This window comes from Klebsiella sp. w6, from assembly GCF_033100215.1.
Classification (GTDB): Bacteria; Pseudomonadota; Gammaproteobacteria; order Enterobacterales; family Enterobacteriaceae; genus Klebsiella; species Klebsiella variicola.
On record NZ_CP136907.1, the window covers coordinates 5,162,301 to 5,179,331 of the forward strand.

The window sequence follows — 17,031 nt, forward strand, 5'->3', positions numbered from 1 at the left end:
TTCTGACATTCTGCATTTATTTTCCGGTGGTGGACTGCAGCTATTGTTCTCATAGACAGGAGCGCCGCGATGACCGCCACCCCGGTACTGGAAATGCGCCATATTGCCAAAGCCTTTGGCAAATTCTACGCGCTGAAGGGCGTCGACCTGACGGTCTGGCCCGGCGAGATCCATGCCCTGATGGGGGAGAACGGCGCCGGAAAAAGCACGCTGATGAAGATCCTCGCCGGCGCCTATACCGCCACCAGCGGCGAGATCCTGATCGACGGAAAACCGCAAACGATCCGCGGCCCCAAGGACGCGCTGGCCGCCGGGATCACGTTGATCTACCAGGAGATGCAACTGGCGCCGAACCTGACCGTCGCGGAAAACATTTTCCTCGGCAGCGAGCTGGCGCGCGGTGGCCTGGTGCAGCGCAAAGCCATGCTCAGCCAGGCGCAGGCGGTGATCGACCGTCTCGGCGCCCAGTTCAAAGCCAGCGACCGGGTGATGACCCTGACCATCGCCGAACAGCAGCAGGTGGAGATCGCCCGCGCGCTCCACCGTCAAAGCCGCATTCTGGTGATGGATGAACCCACCGCCGCCCTCTCCTCGCGGGAAACCCAGCGCCTGTTCGAGCTCATCCTGCGCCTGCGCGATGAGGGGATGGCGATTATCTATATCAGCCACCGCATGGCGGAAGTGTATGAGCTCTCCGACCGCGTCAGCGTCCTGCGCGACGGGCAGTATGTCGGCAGCCTGGTGCGCGACAAGCTCAACGCGCCGGAGCTGGTGCGCATGATGGTCGGCCGCCCGCTCAGCGATCTGTTCAATAAAGAACGTGACATTCCCCGCGGCCAGCCGCGCCTGCGGGTCGAGGATCTGACCGATGGCGGCAAGGTGAAGCCCAGCAGCCTCGTGGTGCATGCTGGCGAAATCGTCGGCCTCGCCGGGCTGGTCGGCGCCGGGCGCTCCGAACTGGCGCAGCTGATCTTCGGCGTGCGCAAAGCCACTGGCGGGGTGATTGAGATCGACGGCGAGCCGGTGGTGATCCACTCGCCGCGCGAAGCCATCGACCTCGGGATCGGCTTTCTGACCGAAAACCGCAAAGAACAGGGGTTGTTTCTCGAACTGGCAGCCCAGGAAAACATCACCATGGCGACGCTGGAGCGCGACGCGAACTGGGGGATGCTCAACCGCCGGAAGGCGCAAACCATCTCCGATGACGCCATCCAGTTGCTTAACATCCGCGTGCCGCACGCCCAGGTGCGCGCCGGCGGACTGTCCGGCGGCAACCAGCAGAAATTATTGATTTCACGCTGGGTGGCGATTGGCCCGCGCATTCTGATCCTCGATGAACCCACCCGCGGCGTCGACGTCGGCGCGAAAAGCGAGATTTACCGCATCATGAACGACATGGCGCGCCAGGGCGTCGCCATTCTGATGATCTCCAGCGAGCTGCCCGAAGTGGTGGGCATGAGCGACCGGGTCTATGTGATGCGCGAGGGCACTATCGCCGGCGAGCTGCAGGCCGGCGATATCAGCCAGGAAAACATCATGACGCTGGCCACCGGCGTGAACGATTCTCACCTTAAGGCAGGGCAACTATGAGCATACCGAAAGAGACCTCCGCGCCGGTCGCGAAATCCGCTTCGGCGAAAAAAATGTTGATGGGCGACCTGATGCAGACCGTCGGCATTCTGCCGATCCTCATCCTGATCGTCGCCGTTTTCGGCTTTATCGCCCCCAACTTTTTCACGGAAAGCAATCTGCTGAATATCACCCGCCAGGCCTCGATCAACATTGTGCTGGCGGCGGGAATGACCTTCATCATTCTTACCGGCGGCATTGACCTCTCCGTCGGCTCCATTCTCGGCACCACCGCGGTGGCGGCAATGGTGGTGTCGCTGATCCCGGAGCTGGCGTTGCTGTCGATTCCGGCGGCGCTGATGCTCGGCCTGCTGCTTGGGCTGTTCAACGGCGCGCTGGTCGCCTTCGCCGGGCTACCGCCGTTTATCGTCACCCTCGGCACCTACACGGCGCTGCGCGGCGCCGCCTATCTGCTGGCCGACGGCACCACGGTGATCAACTCCGATATCAGCTTTGAGTGGATCGGCAATGACTACCTCGGCCCGGTGCCGTGGCTGGTGGTCATCGCCCTGGCGGTGATCGCGGTGTGCTGGTTTATCCTGCGCCGAACCACCCTTGGGGTGCATATCTACGCGGTGGGCGGCAACATGCAGGCGGCGCGGCTGACCGGTATCAAAGTCTGGCTGGTGCTGCTGTTTGTCTACGGCATGAGCGGCCTGCTCTCCGGTCTTGGCGGGGTGATGAGCGCCTCGCGGCTGTACAGCGCCAACGGCAACCTCGGCGTCGGCTACGAGCTGGATGCCATCGCCGCGGTGATCCTCGGCGGCACCAGCTTCGTCGGCGGTATCGGCACCATCACCGGTACGCTGGTGGGGGCGCTGATTATCGCCACCCTCAATAACGGCATGACCCTGATGGGGGTCTCCTACTTCTGGCAACTGGTGATCAAAGGGGCGGTGATCATCATTGCGGTGCTGATCGACAAATACCGTACCCGACACCATCAAAGTGCATAACAACACCATCTTACCTGCGAGGAAAAGCGAATGCGTTTAAAACCGATAGTGACCGCGCTGTGTGCTGGCGCGCTGCTGGCCGCCTCCCCCTTTGCGTCGGCCAAAGAGCTGAAAGCGATTGGCGTGACAGTGGGCGACCTTGCCAACCCGTTCTTTGTGCAGATCACCAAAGGGGCGGAGCTGGAGGCCCGCAAGCTGGCGGGAGATAATGTCAAAGTGACGCTGGTCTCCAGCGGCTACGATTTGGGCCAGCAGGTGGCGCAGATCGATAACTTTATCGCCGCCAAAGTCGATATGATCATCCTCAACGCCGCCGATTCGAAGGGTATTGGCCCGGCGGTGAAGCGGGCCAAAGAGGCCGGGATCGTGGTGGTGGCGGTTGACGTCGCCGCCGAAGGCGCCGACGCCACCATTACCTCCGATAACACCCAGGCGGGCGAGCTGGCCTGTAAATACATTAGCGACCGCCTGAACAACAAAGGCAGCGTGGTGATCATCAACGGGCCGCCGGTATCTGCGGTACAAAACCGCGTCGAAGGCTGCGAAACGGAGTTCAAAAAACACCCGGATATAAAAATCCTCTCCTCCAACCAGAACGCTAAAGGCAGCCGGGAAGGCGGCCTGGAGGTGATGACCTCCCTGCTGGCGGCCAATCCGAAGATTGACGGTGTGTTCGCGATCAACGATCCGACGGCGATTGGCGCCGATCTGGCGGCGAAACAGGCGCAGCGTAGCGAGTTCTTCATCGTGGGCGTCGACGGCAGCCCGGACGGCGAAGAGGCGCTGAAGCGTAAGAACTCCCTGTTCGTCGCGACGCCGGCGCAGGATCCGCAGGTCATGGCGGCGAAGGCGGTGGAGATTGGCTACGACATCCTGCAGGGCAAACCGGCGCCGACCGCGCCAGTGCTAATCCCGGTGACGATGATCGACAAAAACAACGTCAGCTCTTACAAAGGCTGGACCGTGAAATAAGCGCAACCCGGCGCACAATCGTTCCGCCGATTGTGCGCTACGCTTAACGAGTATGACGGCGCGGAGTAGCGATCATGGAACGTAAAGGGATTATTGCCGCAGGCAACATGCTGGTCGATCATGTCCACCAGATCAGGCAGTGGCCGGAGCGCGGCTGGCTGGTGGAAATTGTCCATAGCGAACGCGCCACCGGCGGCGCGCCGCTGAATGTCCTGCTGACCCTGGCTAAAATGCATGCCGGACTGCCGCTGCAGGCGGTTGGCCTGATTGGCGAGGATAACGACGGCGACTACATTACCGCCATGCTCGATCAGTACCATATCAATCGCCAGCTCGTGCAGCGCACCAGCTCCGCACCCACCTCGATGACCCAGGTGATGACCGACGCCGACGGCCAGCGCACCTTCTTTCACTCTCCTGGCGCCAACCGACTGCTTGACCTCCCGGCCTTTGAGCCGCTGGATACGCCGCTGAAGATTTTTCATCTCGGCTATCTGCTGCTGCTCGAAAGCCTCGATCTCCCCGACGAGGCGTTCGGCACCCGCAGCGCGCGACTGCTGGCGCAGATGCGCGATCGAGGCTATGAAGTGTCCCTCGACCTGGTGTCGCGCAAAGGCGATCCGCACTACCGCCCGCGGGTCCTGCCGGCGCTGGCGCATCTCGACTACCTGACCATCAATGAGCTGGAGGCCAGCGAGTTTAGCGGGCTGGAAATCCGTCTGACCAACGGTGAGCCGCACGTCGCTAATATCGCCCGCGCCGCCAGCGCATTACTTGACGCCGGCGTGCGCCAGCGGGTAGTGATCCATTGTCCGGAGGGCGCATGGGGCGTATCCCGCACGGAAGCCGGGCGCTGGGTACCGTCATGGCGGCTGCCGCCGAAGGAGATTATCGGCAGCGTCGGAGCCGGGGACGCCTTCTGCGCCGGCCTGCTGTACGGCAGCCACGAACGCTGGCCGTTAACCGACAGTCTGCAGCTGGCCCACGCCTGCGCCCGCGCCAGCCTGCAGGCCGCGAATGCGATCGACGGCGCCAAAACGCTCCCTGAGCTGCAGGCGTTTATTCAGTTGCAGAATGGTTAGACTGGGTAGATCCCGCTATCAGGGCGATGCCACAGGAGAACGACGTATCATGGCGAGAAAAGGGATACGGTTTATTCAAATCACGCCTGTTTTACGCTGAGTTCAACAAGGGCGGGCCAGATGACTAACTGCGCCACTCGGCCAACACCTTTTCCAGTTTATCTAACGACTCAGCGCGTTTTATCGCTGGCATCTGATGAATATTGCGCAATTTCCACTGCACGGCAGGCAAATCCTGAATACGTGTTTCCGGCGCTAAACGCCAGTCTGGTTCGCCTCGTTTAAATGACAGCAAAAAATCGATATCCTGTTGCGTGAAACAGGATTTTAACGCATCAATCATCCTGTAGGGGACTGCTGTCAGTTCCTCCAGGGCTATCGTCTCAAATGTCATCCCGCTGAATTCACGGTAAAAGGGTTCAGCAATATCTTTCCAGCGAGGACTAAGCACTTCAGCCAGAGGCCGATTATGGCTAAGTAAATACGCGATAAACCCATTGAAAATGGGACGGTTAAGCTCCTGCGCATCAAGAAGTAATTTCACATCATAAAAATCTCTGGGATGCTGGCGATCCAGCGCCGCGCATAATTTTCCACCGTAGAGATCGGGCAACGAAACCACCGGAAGGCTGGCATAGCCAAAAACGTCCTCTACCGCCCCCACCACCTCTCGCTCCTGTGGTGGATATAATGTTCCCCGTGCGACCGGTGAGACCTCTATCTTTATTTGTGCGCTATCGGTAGTAACAACGACACGCATCTCATCGGAACGATTAGCTTGTAATACAGCGTTCATACCCGCCTGTTGTTGCAGATTAGCGGCAATACGTGCAAGCGCATCCCGTATATGAGGTAAAGCGATCGCTCTGCTTTCCAGGGGCACCCAGGCGAGGTCGATATCCACCGATAATCGTGGGAAATCACGGATAAAGAGATTGATTGCCGTGCCACCTTTCAGCGCAAATTCCCGTTCGACGGCAACATAGGGTAAAACCTGCATTAACAGAGCAACCTGCCGATAATAGGGCGCCTGTATATCCATATTTTTTATTCCTTTTGAAAGCGTTCAGGCACAGTGATTTGGTATTGAGCATTGAACTTGCCATTTACCACGATTTGCCGCTTACCCGCTCCCAGATCGATTTTTTGGCTATCGATTCGTCTGAGCCAACCATGCTCGTAAAAACTGGCGAAAAAGAGATACAAACGCTTGGTCTGCACGGACTGGCTGACAGAAAGCAGATACTCTACTTTACGAGGATTAAGATTAACTAGTCCCTGGAAAAGCTCTGCCGCGTGGTTAAATGAGAGGGTCCCCGGTACCGCGCTCAACAACTCGTAAGCAGCCAGTTCCGGCGCACTGCCGGTGAGTCTTTTCCCTTTTACATCAAGCGTTACGCGGTATTTATCATCCAGCACCGGCAGTTTTTGCCCCGATATGACTATCCACTCCACACCCGGGAATTCCCTGAACCATTTTGGCAGCAGCGCTTTATTTTCCATACTCAACCAGCACTGGTTTTGTTTGAGCTGTAGATAGTGTGAACGACCCTGCCAGACTAAGCTACTGAGCCCCGCGACATACACCGGAGCGGCTAGCTGATTTTGCAAACATGCTAATGCATCGTTCCACTCCGGCTCACGTCCCGCACGCGCGTATACGCCGTTGCCTCGTTTTTTTAACCAGCCACTTTGCGTGTATTTAAAGGCCAGAGAGGGAGAGATGGCATGCCGGCTTAACCAGGACTGAAGGATCACATCTCCGGGAGCACTGTTTTGCAGCAGCCAGTTTAATTTTGATGGCATAGATTAACCCAAGGTGTCACTTTAATAAAAAAAGTAAACTCGCCGCGCTAAATAAAGTCAAGAGCAGGTTGGCAGCACCTCGCCCTACGCCGCCTTATCGCTGTGGGTCACATCGGCGGAAAAGACATAGCCCAGACCGCGTAGGGTTTTAATCAACGTCGGCTGATGCGGGTTTAACTCGATTTTGCGGCGCAGGCGCATGATCAGCACGTCGATAGTCCGGTCGAACACCTCAGTGCTTTCATTATGAGTCAGCGCCAGCAGCTGTTCGCGATTCAATACCCGGCGCGCGTTCTGCGCCAGCGCCAGCAGCAGGCCATATTCTCCCTGGGTCAGCGGGATCGCCTGCTGCTGCGGGTTATACAGTTCGCAGCGCGTGGTATCCAGCCGCCAGCCGTTAAACGTCAGGCCGCTGCCGACGCCCGACGTCTCGCCGGCCAGCGCCCCGCTGCGTCGCAGTACCGCTTTCACCCGGGCGACCACCACCCGCGAGCTGAAAGGTTTGGCGATGTAATCATCGGCGCCCATCTCCAGGCCCACCACTACATCAGACTCACTGCCCAGACCAGACAGCATCACCACCGGCAGCTCAGGCCGCGTGCGCTGCAGCTGCTGAAGCACCTGCAGACCATGGGTATCCGGCAGGATCATATCCAGCAAAACCAGCGCGATGTCTGCCCGCTGCGCCACCCTCGCCAGCGCGTCGCCGCCGGTCTGGCAGACCAATACTTCAAACGCGTGCGCGCCAAGCACATCGCTGAGCAGTTCGCCCATCGCTATGTCGTCATCCACCACCAAAATGACTGGTTTCATCTTTGCCTCTGCCCGCGGGGAATTAGTGTCAGTCTGATCGATTCTGCAAGCCTGCGCCGACAAATTCCTCTCCCGGTGACATTTTTTCAAGCGCCGTCACATCTCCGGCGTATCGACACGTCAAATCTGTCGACAGGCTGTTTTTCGTCAGCATTTCGCCCAAAAAAGCCGCGTATCATCAAGGAATATCCACAATGAAAATATGGCATAGAAGATGCATAGTGACGGCGCGATAGCGCAAACGCGCCCATTGAATAACTGGAGCAAGACCGATGAAAAAAGTCGTCACGGTTTGCCCGTATTGCGCATCAGGTTGCAAAATCAACCTGGTGGTCGATAACGGCAAAATCGTTCGGGCTGAAGCGGCGCAGGGGAAAACCAACCAGGGAACCCTGTGCCTGAAGGGCTATTATGGCTGGGACTTTATTAACGATACCCAGATCCTGACGCCGCGCCTGAAAACCCCCATGATCCGTCGTCAACGCGGCGGCAAGCTGGAAGCTGTCTCCTGGGATGAGGCGCTGGATTACGTCGCCACTCGCCTCAGCGCCATTAAAGCCAAATATGGCCCGGATGCGATCCAAACCACCGGCTCCTCCCGCGGCACCGGTAATGAAACCAACTATGTGATGCAAAAATTCGCGCGCGCCGTTATTGGTACCAATAACGTCGACTGCTGCGCTCGCGTCTGACACGGCCCTTCGGTTGCAGGTCTGCACCAGTCGGTCGGTAACGGCGCCATGAGTAATGCCATCACGGAGATTGATAACACCGATCTGGTGTTTATCTTCGGTTATAACCCGGCGGATTCCCACCCTATCGTGGCGAATCACGTCATTAACGCCAAACGCAACGGGGCGAAAATCATCGTCTGCGACCCGCGCAAAATTGAAACCGCGCGCATCGCCGACATGCACATTGCGCTGAAGAACGGCTCGAATATCGCGCTGCTCAACGCCATTGGCCATGTGATTATTGAAGAGGATCTGTACGATAAATCCTTCGTCGCCAGCCGTTCCGAGGGCTTCGAGGAGTATCGCAAAATCGTTGAAGGCTATACGCCGGAGTCGGTGGAAGCGATCACCGGGGTTAGCGCCCAGGAGATCCGCGCCTGCGCCCGGATGTACGCCAGCGCCAAATCCGCCGCCATCCTGTGGGGCATGGGTGTCACCCAGTTCTATCAGGGCGTGGAGACGGTCCGGTCGCTGACCAGCCTGGCGATCCTCACCGGCAACCTCGGCAAGCCGAGCGTCGGCGTCAACCCGGTACGCGGCCAGAACAACGTCCAGGGTGCCTGCGATATGGGCGCGCTGCCGGATACCTATCCGGGCTACCAGTACGTCAAATTCCCGGAGAACCGCGAGAAGTTCGCCAAAGCCTGGGGCGTCGACAGACTGCCGGAACATACCGGCTATCGCATCAGCGAGCTGCCGCATCGCGCGGCGCACGGTGAAGTGCGGGCAGCGTACATCATGGGTGAGGATCCGCTGCAGACCGATGCCGAACTCTCGGCGGTCCGCAAAGCGTTCGACGATCTGGAACTGGTTATCGTCCAGGACATTTTCATGACCAAAACCGCCTCCGCGGCCGACGTCATCCTGCCGTCCACATCGTGGGGCGAGCACGAAGGCGTGTATACCGCAGCGGACCGCGGCTTCCAGCGCTTCTTTAAAGCCGTGGAGCCGAAGTGGGACCTGAAAACCGACTGGCAGATCATCAGCGAAATCGCCACCCGGATGGGCTATCCGATGCACTACAACAATACCCAGGAGATCTGGGATGAGTTGCGGCATCTGTGCCCGGACTTCTACGGCGCCACCTATGAAAAAATGGGCGAACTCGGCTACGTCATGTGGCCATGCCGCGATGAGTCCGACGCCGACCAGGGGACGTCGTATCTGTTTAAAGAGAAGTTCGATACCCCGAACGGGCTGGCGCAGTTCTTCACCTGCGACTGGGTCGCGCCGATCGATAAGCTCACCGACGAGTACCCAATGGTGCTGTCGACGGTGCGCGAAGTCGGCCACTACTCGTGTCGTTCAATGACCGGTAACTGCGCGGCGCTGGCGGCACTGGCGGATGAACCTGGCTATGCGCAAATCAACACCGCCGACGCCGAACGGTTAGGCATCGAAGATGAAGCGCTGGTGTGGGTGAATTCGCGTAAAGGTCGGATCATCACCCGCGCGCAGGTCAGCGACCGGCCGAACAAAGGCGCGGTGTATATGACCTACCAGTGGTGGATCGGTGCCTGTAACGAGCTGGTCTCAGAGAACCTGAGTCCGATAACCAAAACGCCGGAGTACAAGTACTGCGCGGTCAACGTTGAGCGGATTGCCGATCAGCGCGCGGCGGAACAGTACGTGATCGACGAGTACAACAAGCTGAAAGCCCGCCTGCGCGAAAGCGCAATGGGTTAAGGTTCGAACCTTTGTACCATTGAGTAGCCCCGGTAAGCGGTAGCGCTACCGGGGATTTTCCCCGGAGGCGGCGCATTGCGCCTTCTCCGGGCTACCAAATCGCACAACGCTGTAGCTCCGGTAAGCGGTAGCGATACCGGGGATTTTCCCCGGAGGCGGCGCATTGCGCCTTCTCCGGGCTACCAAATCGCACAACGCTGTAGCTCCGGTAAGCGGTAGCGATACCGGGGATTTTCCCCGGAGGCGGCGCATTGCGCCTTCTCCGGGCTACCAAATCGCACAACGCTGTAGCCCCGGTAAGCGTTAGCGCCACCGGGGATTTTCCCCGGAGGCGGCGCATTGCGCCTTCTCCGGGCTACCAAATCGCACAACGCTGTAGCCCCGGTAAGCGGTAGCGATACCGGGGATTTTCCCCGGAGGCGGCGCATTGCGCCTTCTCCGGGCTACCAAATCGCACAACGCTGTAGCCCGGGTAAGCGTTAGCGCCACCGGGGATTTTCCCCGGAGGCGGCGCATTGCGCCTTCTCCGGGCTACCAAATCGCACAACACTGTAGCCCCGGTAAGCGTTAGCGCCACCGGGGATTTTCCCCGGAGGCGGCGCATTGCGCCTTCTCCGGGCTACCAAATCGCACAACGCTGTAGCCCCGGTAAGCGGTAGCGATACCGGGGATTTTCCCCGGAGGCGGCGCGTTGCGCCTTCTCCGGGTATTTACCCCGCTAATTCCCGCCATTTTCTTCTTTTTCGCCTCCCTTTATACTGCGCGCTATGTTCCTTGCTGATAATAAATACAAATGAAATACCTCTTTTTATTTCTACTGGTTTTCACCAGCGGCGCAGCGGTCGCCACCGAACCGGGCAGCCAGTATCAACAGCAGGCGGAAGCCGGCGATCGACGCGCGCAATATTACCTTGCCGATACTTGGGTCAGCTCCGGCGATTATGAGAAAGCCGAATACTGGGCGCAGAAGGCCGCCGCCCAGGGCGATGGCGATGCACTGGCGCTGCTGGCGCAGCTCAAAATTCGCAACCCTCAGCAGGCGGACTATCCGCAGGCCCGCCAGCTGGCGGAAAAAGCCGTCAAGGTCGGCAGTAAATCCGGGGAGATCGTTCTGGCGCGGGTGCTGGTGAACCGTCAGGCTGGCCCCACCGATGTGGCGCACGCCATCACGCTGCTGCAGGATGCCGCCCGGGATAGCGAAAGCGATGCAGCGGTGGACGCCCAGATGCTGCTGGGGCTGATCTACGCCAGCGGCGTGCACGGCCCGGAAGATGATGTGAAAGCGAGCGAATACTTCAAAGGCAGCTCGGCGCTCTCACGGACCGGCTATGCTGAATACTGGGCCGGGATGATGTTCCAGCAGGGAGAGAAAGGCTTTATCGAACCGAATAAGCAGAAGGCGCTGCACTGGCTTAACGTCAGCTGCCTGGAGGGGTTTGATACCGGCTGCGAAGAGTTTGACCGGATCAGTAAAGGATAAGAAAAAGCCCGGCGTTCGCGCCGGGCTTTGTGTTTTATTGGGCGGTTTTATCAAACTTGCCCAGCACTTCGCGTTCATACGCCAGCGCTTTTTTGCGGTCGAACTTATGCTCCCACTTGGCGATAACCAGCACCGCCAGCGCATTCCCCACCACGTTCAGCGCGGTACGCGCCATGTCGAGGATACGGTCGACGCCGGCGATAAAGGCGAGGCCTTCCAGCGGGATCCCCACGCTACCCAGGGTTGCCAGCAGCACCACGAAGGAGACGCCCGGCACGCCAGCGATCCCTTTCGAGGTCACCATTAAGGTCAGCACCAGGGTGATCTCCTGCCAGATAGAGAGGTCGATACCGTACAGCTGGGCGATAAAGATCGCCGCGATGCTCTGATACAGCGTTGAACCATCGAGGTTAAAGGAATAACCGGTCGGCACCACAAAGCTGGTGATCGACGCCGGCGCGCCATAGGCTTCCATCTTCTCGATAATGCGCGGCAGCACGCTCTCCGAGCTGGCGGTGGAGTAGGCCAGAATCAGCTCATCTTTCAGGATACGGATCAGGATCCAGATGCTCAGGCCACACAGACGCGCGACAATCCCCAGCACCACCAGCGCGAAGAACAGGATCGCGAAGTAAACCAGCAGTACCAGCTTGGCCAGCGGCCACAGCGAGGCGAAACCAAAGGTGGCGACGGTCACCGAAATCAGGGCGAACACCCCGATCGGCGCATAGCGCATCACCATGTGGGTGACTTTAAACATGGTTTCGGAGATGGAGCGGAAGACCGTCACCAGCGGCTCACGGTGGGTCGCCGGCAGCGAGGAGAGCCCCAAACCAAACAGCACCGAGAAGAAGATAATCGGCAGCATATCGCCTTTCGCCATCGACGCCACGATGTTGGTCGGGACCAGCGACAGGATAGTGCCCATCAGGCCATGCGCATGGCTTTGCACCTCGGCAGTCGTGCTCTGATATTTCGAAATATCAACCGCCGCCAGCTGTGACATATCAATGCCGGTCCCCGGCTGAAAGACGTTGGCCAGGGTGATACCCAGCACGATCGCCACCGTGGTGATCACTTCGAAATAGATAATGGTTTTGGCGCCGATCCGGCCTAACTGCTTGGCATCGCCCACGCCGGCAATCCCGACCACCAGGGTCGAAATGACAATCGGGACCACGATCATTTTAATCAGATGGATAAAGATATCGCCCGCCGGCGTCAGCAAATTGCTAATCAACCAATCGCGACTTTCGGCGTGGTAATGCAGATAACTGCCCAGAAGGATACCCAGCACCAGGGCTAGCAAGATTTGCCAGGCCAGACTGACTTTTTTCGTTTTCTTCACTACTGACTTCCTCAATGAAAGGCACCATTCCTTTTCGTCATGGTACCCACTGCAGGGGGTATGAATTGTGTTGCGTTGCTTTGTGGGGTTATTTAACGCGCAATATCAGTATCATTTGCACGGCATGCTGCGCAAGCCTTTAAGAATAGGGCTTTCTTCTGGTTTTCTGCATAAAGTCACGAATTTCCCCCAGTTACAATGCATAAGTATTTGTAATAAAAAATATTTCACACCTTCCGTTTCTATAAATTCATTTACGTAATTATTTCACTTCAAAGTTTCATTTGATGAAATTTCACTCAGTTGAATCATTGCGTGATCTGCCCCCCAATTAACAAACAAAGCTGTCAAAACCCCTACTCTTAACGTTTGTTTGACATATATTTAACAAGTTCAAAGGAGAAAAAAAGCCATGAGCCAAATACACAAACACCCTATTCCCGCTAATATCGCGGAACGTTGCCTGATTAACCCGGAACAGTACAAGGCGCAGTACCAACAATCCATAACCGACCCTGATACATTTTGGGGCGAGCAGGGCAAGATCCTTGACTGGATACGCCCCTATACCCGCGTGAAGAACACCTCTTTCGCGCCGGGTAATATTTCCATCAAATGGTATGAAGATGGCACCCTGAACCTCGCCGCCAACTGCCTCGACCGCCATCTCGCCGAGCGCGGCGATCAAACCGCCATCATCTGGGAAGGCGACGACGCCAGCCAGAGCAAGCACATCACCTACCGTGAACTGCATGCGGACGTGTGCCGCTTCGCCAATGCGCTGCTCGACCTTGGGATTAAAAAAGGCGATGTGGTCGCCATTTATATGCCGATGGTGCCGGAAGCCGCGGTGGCGATGCTGGCCTGCGCCCGCATCGGCGCCATCCACTCAGTGATTTTCGGCGGCTTCTCGCCGGAGGCGGTGGCCGGGCGCATTATCGACTCCAGCTCGCGCCTGGTGATCACCGCTGACGAAGGGCTGCGCGCTGGTCGCGCCATCCCGCTGAAGAAAAACGTTGATGACGCGCTGAAAAACCCGAACGTCAACAGTATTGAGCATGTCGTGGTCTTGAAACGTACCGGCGGCAAAATCGACTGGCAGGAAGGCCGCGACCTGTGGTGGAGCGACCTGATGGCGAACGCCAGCGCCGAGCACCGGCCCGTCGAGATGAACGCCGAAGATCCGCTGTTCATCCTCTATACCTCCGGCTCCACCGGTAAACCGAAAGGGGTGCTGCACACCACCGGCGGCTACCTGGTCTACGCGGCCATCACCTTTAAATACGTTTTCGACTACCATCCGGGCGATATTTACTGGTGCACCGCCGATGTGGGCTGGGTCACCGGCCACAGCTATCTGCTGTATGGTCCGCTGGCCTGCGGCGCCACCACCCTGATGTTCGAAGGGGTACCGAACTGGCCAACCCCGGCGCGTATGTGCCAGGTCGTCGATAAGCATAAGGTCAGCATTCTCTATACCGCCCCGACGGCTATCCGCGCCCTGATGGCAGAAGGCGACAAAGCGATCGAAGGCACAGACCGTTCCTCGCTGCGCATTCTCGGCTCGGTCGGCGAACCGATTAACCCGGAAGCCTGGGAGTGGTACTGGAAGAAGATCGGTAACGAGAAGTGCCCGGTGATGGACACCTGGTGGCAGACCGAAACCGGCGGCTTTATGATCACCCCGCTGCCGGGCGCAATCGAGCTGAAGGCCGGCTCCGCGACGCGTCCGTTCTTCGGCGTCCAGCCGGTGCTGGTGGATAACGAAGGCCTGCCGCTGGATGGCGCCACCGAGGGCAATCTTGCCATCGCCGACTCCTGGCCCGGCCAGGCGCGTACCCTGTTCGGTGACCATGAGCGCTTTGAGCAAACCTACTTCTCCACCTTCAAAAATATGTACTTTAGCGGCGATGGCGCGCGTCGCGATGAAGATGGTTACTACTGGATCACTGGCCGCGTGGATGACGTGCTGAACGTCTCCGGCCACCGTCTGGGTACCGCGGAAATTGAATCCGCGCTGGTGTCGCACCCGAAAATCGCTGAAGCGGCGGTGGTGGGGATCCCGCACAACATCAAAGGCCAGGCCATCTACGCCTACGTGACGCTCAATCACGGCGAAGAACCAACGCCGGAGCTGTATGCCGAAGTGCGTAACTGGGTGCGCAAAGAGATCGGCCCGCTGGCGACGCCGGATGTGCTGCACTGGACCGATTCGCTACCGAAAACCCGCTCGGGCAAAATCATGCGTCGCATTCTGCGTAAGATTGCCGCGGGCGACACCAGCAACCTCGGCGATACCTCGACGCTCGCCGATCCTGGCGTCGTGGAAAAACTGCTCGAAGAGAAGCAGGCCATAACGATGCCATCGTAAGCAAGGACCGATTCCCTACACCCTCTCCCCCGCCGGGGAGAGGATAAAAATAAGTCCCTCCCCCAGGATTCCACTCGCAGGAACGCCGTCAGCAAACCGTATCCCGGCTCCATCGCCGGAGGGGTTGCTGTCGCCAGCGTCCGCTGAGTGGATGACGAAAGGGAGACCTCTGGAGACGCTAAGATGAATGAACAACTTTGTCAGCGGATAGAAAATAGTGCGCATTTCAGGGAGTTAGTTGCATCACGGCAACGGTTTGCCGCCATTCTGTCAGTGATTATGTTAGTGATCTACGTGGGCTTTATTTTGCTTATCGCCTTCGCGCCCGGCTGGCTCGGCACTCCGCTGCACGCCGGTACCAGCGTCACCCGCGGGATCCCGCTCGGCATTGGCGTGATCGTCATTTCGTTTATCCTGACCGGTATTTATGTCTGGCGGGCCAATGGTGAATTCGACCGTTTGACCAAGAGCGTTCTCAACGAGGTAAAAGCATGATCAAGAGAGTCCTGACGGCGCTCGCCGCCACGCTGCTGCCCCTCGGCGCTCACGCGGCAGACGCCATTACCGGCGCGGTACAGCGCCAGCCGACCAACTGGCAGGCGATTGTCATGTTCCTGATTTTCGTCGCCCTGACGCTTTACATCACCTACTGGGCCTCAAAACGGGTACGTTCGCGCAGCGATTATTATACCGCCGGCGGCAATATTACTGGCTTCCAGAACGGGCTGGCGATTGCCGGCGACTTTATGTCGGCAGCGTCGTTCCTCGGTATTTCCGCGCTGGTGTATACCTCAGGCTACGACGGCCTGATCTACTCGCTGGGCTTTCTCGTCGGCTGGCCGATTATCCTGTTTCTGATTGCCGAACGACTGCGCAACCTTGGCCGCTATACCTTTGCTGACGTCGCTTCATACCGCCTGAAGCAGGGGCCGATCCGCACCCTCTCCGCCTGCGGATCGCTGGTGGTGGTGGCGCTGTATCTGATCGCGCAGATGGTGGGCGCCGGCAAGCTGATCCAGCTGCTGTTCGGCCTCAATTACCATGTCGCCGTGGTGCTGGTTGGCGTACTGATGGTGCTCTATGTCCTGTTCGGCGGCATGCTGGCAACCACCTGGGTGCAGATTATTAAAGCGGTTCTGCTGCTGTGCGGCGCCAGCTTTATGGCCTTTATGGTCATGAAGCACGTCGGCTTCAGCTTCAATAACCTGTTTACCGAGGCGATGGCCGTCCATCCGAAAGGGGCGGCGATTATGAGTCCCGGCGGACTGGTGAAAGATCCGATATCAGCGCTCTCTCTGGGTCTGGGTCTGATGTTCGGTACCGCCGGCCTGCCGCATATTCTGATGCGCTTCTTTACCGTGAGCGATGCCAAAGAAGCGCGTAAAAGCGTCTTCTACGCCACCGGTTTTATGGGCTATTTCTATATCCTGACCTTTATTATCGGCTTCGGCGCCATCATGCTGGTCGGCGCGAACCCGGCGTTTAAAGACGCGGCCGGACAGCTTATCGGCGGCAATAACATGGCGGCGGTGCATCTGGCGGATGCGGTGGGGGGCAATCTGTTCCTCGGCTTTATCTCCGCGGTCGCTTTCGCCACTATCCTGGCGGTGGTGGCTGGCCTGACGCTCGCCGGCGCCTCAGCGGTGTCGCACGACCTGTACGCCAACGTCTTCCGCAAGGGCGCGACCGAGCGTCAGGAGCTGAAGGTCTCCAAGATCACCGTGCTGATCCTCGGGGTGGTGGCCATTCTGCTGGGTATTCTGTTTGAAAATCAGAACATCGCTTTCATGGTCGGCCTGGCCTTCTCCATTGCCGCCAGCTGTAACTTCCCGATTATTCTGCTGTCGATGTACTGGTCGAAGCTGACCACCCGCGGCGCGATGGTCGGCGGCTGGCTGGGCCTGCTGACTGCGGTCATTCTGATGATCCTCGGCCCGACCATTTGGGTGCAGATCCTCGGCCATGAGAAAGCGCTGTTCCCGTATGAATATCCGGCGCTGTTCTCCATCGCCATCGCGTTCATCGGTATCTGGGTCTTCTCCGCCACCGATAACTCACCGGAAGGGATGCGCGAGCGCGAGCAGTTCCGCGCCCAGTTTATCCGTTCACAAACCGGGATCGGTATCGAACGCGGCCAGGCGCATTAATCGTTCT

General features: G+C 58.4%; 13 protein-coding genes and 1 pseudogene. 9 read left to right on the forward strand and 5 right to left on the reverse strand.

From position 1 onward, the window contains the following. Positions 1-69 precede the first annotated feature (69 nt). The 4 genes from R0140_RS25170 to R0140_RS25185 all read left to right on the forward strand — a co-directional run bounded on the left by R0140_RS25170 (position 70) and on the right by R0140_RS25185 (position 4,639). Positions 70-1,590, forward strand: coding sequence for a sugar ABC transporter ATP-binding protein (locus R0140_RS25170; RefSeq protein WP_022065801.1), 1,521 nt, complete (start codon positions 70-72; stop codon positions 1,588-1,590). Further along, positions 1,587-2,585, forward strand: coding sequence for an ABC transporter permease subunit (locus tag R0140_RS25175; protein WP_004206363.1), 999 nt, complete (start codon positions 1,587-1,589; stop codon positions 2,583-2,585). Before R0140_RS25170 ends, R0140_RS25175 begins: the two co-directional genes overlap by 4 nt. 30 nt (positions 2,586-2,615) lie before the next feature. After that, complete coding sequence (locus R0140_RS25180) at positions 2,616-3,557, forward strand: ABC transporter substrate-binding protein (RefSeq protein WP_012543155.1); 942 nt, start codon at positions 2,616-2,618, stop codon at positions 3,555-3,557. A 74-nt stretch (positions 3,558-3,631) separates the two neighbouring features. Further along, positions 3,632-4,639, forward strand: a complete 1,008-nt coding sequence (locus R0140_RS25185; RefSeq protein ID WP_317703922.1) for a carbohydrate kinase family protein — start codon at positions 3,632-3,634, stop codon at positions 4,637-4,639. 124 nt (positions 4,640-4,763) lie between these two features. Here R0140_RS25185 and R0140_RS25190 read toward each other — a convergent pair whose 3' ends face one another. From R0140_RS25190 to R0140_RS25200, 3 genes are all read right to left on the reverse strand, one after another. Next, entirely contained in the window at positions 4,764-5,681 is a 918-nt protein-coding gene (locus tag R0140_RS25190) for a nucleotidyl transferase AbiEii/AbiGii toxin family protein (RefSeq protein WP_012969143.1), read from the reverse strand. A 5-nt stretch (positions 5,682-5,686) separates the two neighbouring features. Then, positions 5,687-6,445: a type IV toxin-antitoxin system AbiEi family antitoxin gene (locus R0140_RS25195; protein WP_008807257.1), complete on the reverse strand. Its 759-nt coding sequence runs from the start codon at positions 6,443-6,445 to the stop codon at positions 5,687-5,689. An 84-nt stretch (positions 6,446-6,529) separates the two neighbouring features. After that, positions 6,530-7,258, reverse strand: a complete 729-nt coding sequence (locus R0140_RS25200) for a response regulator transcription factor (RefSeq protein WP_008807258.1) — start codon at positions 7,256-7,258, stop codon at positions 6,530-6,532. A 272-nt stretch (positions 7,259-7,530) separates the two neighbouring features. On the opposite strand from R0140_RS25200, the gene fdhF reads away from it, so the two are divergent. Continuing rightward, the gene (gene fdhF, locus R0140_RS25205; RefSeq protein ID WP_077598908.1) at positions 7,531-9,678 is read left to right on the forward strand and encodes a formate dehydrogenase subunit alpha; all 2,148 of its coding nucleotides are present in this window, start codon (positions 7,531-7,533) and stop codon (positions 9,676-9,678) included. A 793-nt stretch (positions 9,679-10,471) separates the two neighbouring features. Further along, positions 10,472-11,158 (forward strand): tetratricopeptide repeat protein, encoded by a 687-nt coding sequence (locus R0140_RS25210; RefSeq protein ID WP_008807260.1) that lies wholly within the window; start codon positions 10,472-10,474, stop codon positions 11,156-11,158. Between the two features lie 34 nt (positions 11,159-11,192). Here the strand turns inward: R0140_RS25210 and gltP are convergent, their stop codons facing one another. Then, positions 11,193-12,506, reverse strand: coding sequence for a glutamate/aspartate:proton symporter GltP (gene gltP, locus R0140_RS25215; protein WP_012543161.1), 1,314 nt, complete (start codon positions 12,504-12,506; stop codon positions 11,193-11,195). Positions 12,507-12,617: 111 nt separating this feature from the next. Next, a pseudogene (locus R0140_RS25220) lies at positions 12,618-12,818 on the reverse strand (hypothetical protein). 100 nt (positions 12,819-12,918) lie between these two features. Between R0140_RS25220 and acs the strand changes: the two are divergent. The 3 genes from acs (at position 12,919) to actP (ending at position 17,024) form a co-directional block, all read left to right on the forward strand. Next, positions 12,919-14,877, forward strand: a complete 1,959-nt coding sequence (gene acs, locus R0140_RS25225; RefSeq protein WP_099216935.1) for an acetate--CoA ligase — start codon at positions 12,919-12,921, stop codon at positions 14,875-14,877. Positions 14,878-15,060: 183 nt separating this feature from the next. Beyond that, positions 15,061-15,372: a DUF485 domain-containing protein gene (locus R0140_RS25230; protein ID WP_004177812.1), complete on the forward strand. Its 312-nt coding sequence runs from the start codon at positions 15,061-15,063 to the stop codon at positions 15,370-15,372. Then, positions 15,372-17,024, forward strand: a complete 1,653-nt coding sequence (gene actP, locus R0140_RS25235; protein WP_024623073.1) for a cation/acetate symporter ActP — start codon at positions 15,372-15,374, stop codon at positions 17,022-17,024. The genes R0140_RS25230 and actP overlap by 1 nt, the downstream gene beginning before the upstream one ends. Positions 17,025-17,031 lie beyond the last annotated feature (7 nt).

Bases quoted from the DNA above. Each gene is read 5' to 3' on its own strand.
- R0140_RS25200 (WP_008807258.1), bottom strand. From the start codon at position 7,258: ATGAAACCAGTCATTTTGGTGGTGGATGACGACATAGCGATGGGCGAA.
- R0140_RS25190 (WP_012969143.1), bottom strand. From the start codon at position 5,681: ATGGATATACAGGCGCCCTATTATCGGCAGGTTGCTCTGTTAATGCAG.
- R0140_RS25170 (WP_022065801.1), top strand. From the start codon at position 70: ATGACCGCCACCCCGGTACTGGAAATGCGCCATATTGCCAAAGCCTTT.
- R0140_RS25230 (WP_004177812.1), top strand. From the start codon at position 15,061: ATGAATGAACAACTTTGTCAGCGGATAGAAAATAGTGCGCATTTCAGG.
- R0140_RS25180 (WP_012543155.1), top strand. From the start codon at position 2,616: ATGCGTTTAAAACCGATAGTGACCGCGCTGTGTGCTGGCGCGCTGCTG.
- R0140_RS25175 (WP_004206363.1), top strand. From the start codon at position 1,587: ATGAGCATACCGAAAGAGACCTCCGCGCCGGTCGCGAAATCCGCTTCG.
- acs (WP_099216935.1), top strand. From the start codon at position 12,919: ATGAGCCAAATACACAAACACCCTATTCCCGCTAATATCGCGGAACGT.
- R0140_RS25210 (WP_008807260.1), top strand. From the start codon at position 10,472: ATGAAATACCTCTTTTTATTTCTACTGGTTTTCACCAGCGGCGCAGCG.
- R0140_RS25195 (WP_008807257.1), bottom strand. From the start codon at position 6,445: ATGCCATCAAAATTAAACTGGCTGCTGCAAAACAGTGCTCCCGGAGAT.
- R0140_RS25185 (WP_317703922.1), top strand. From the start codon at position 3,632: ATGGAACGTAAAGGGATTATTGCCGCAGGCAACATGCTGGTCGATCAT.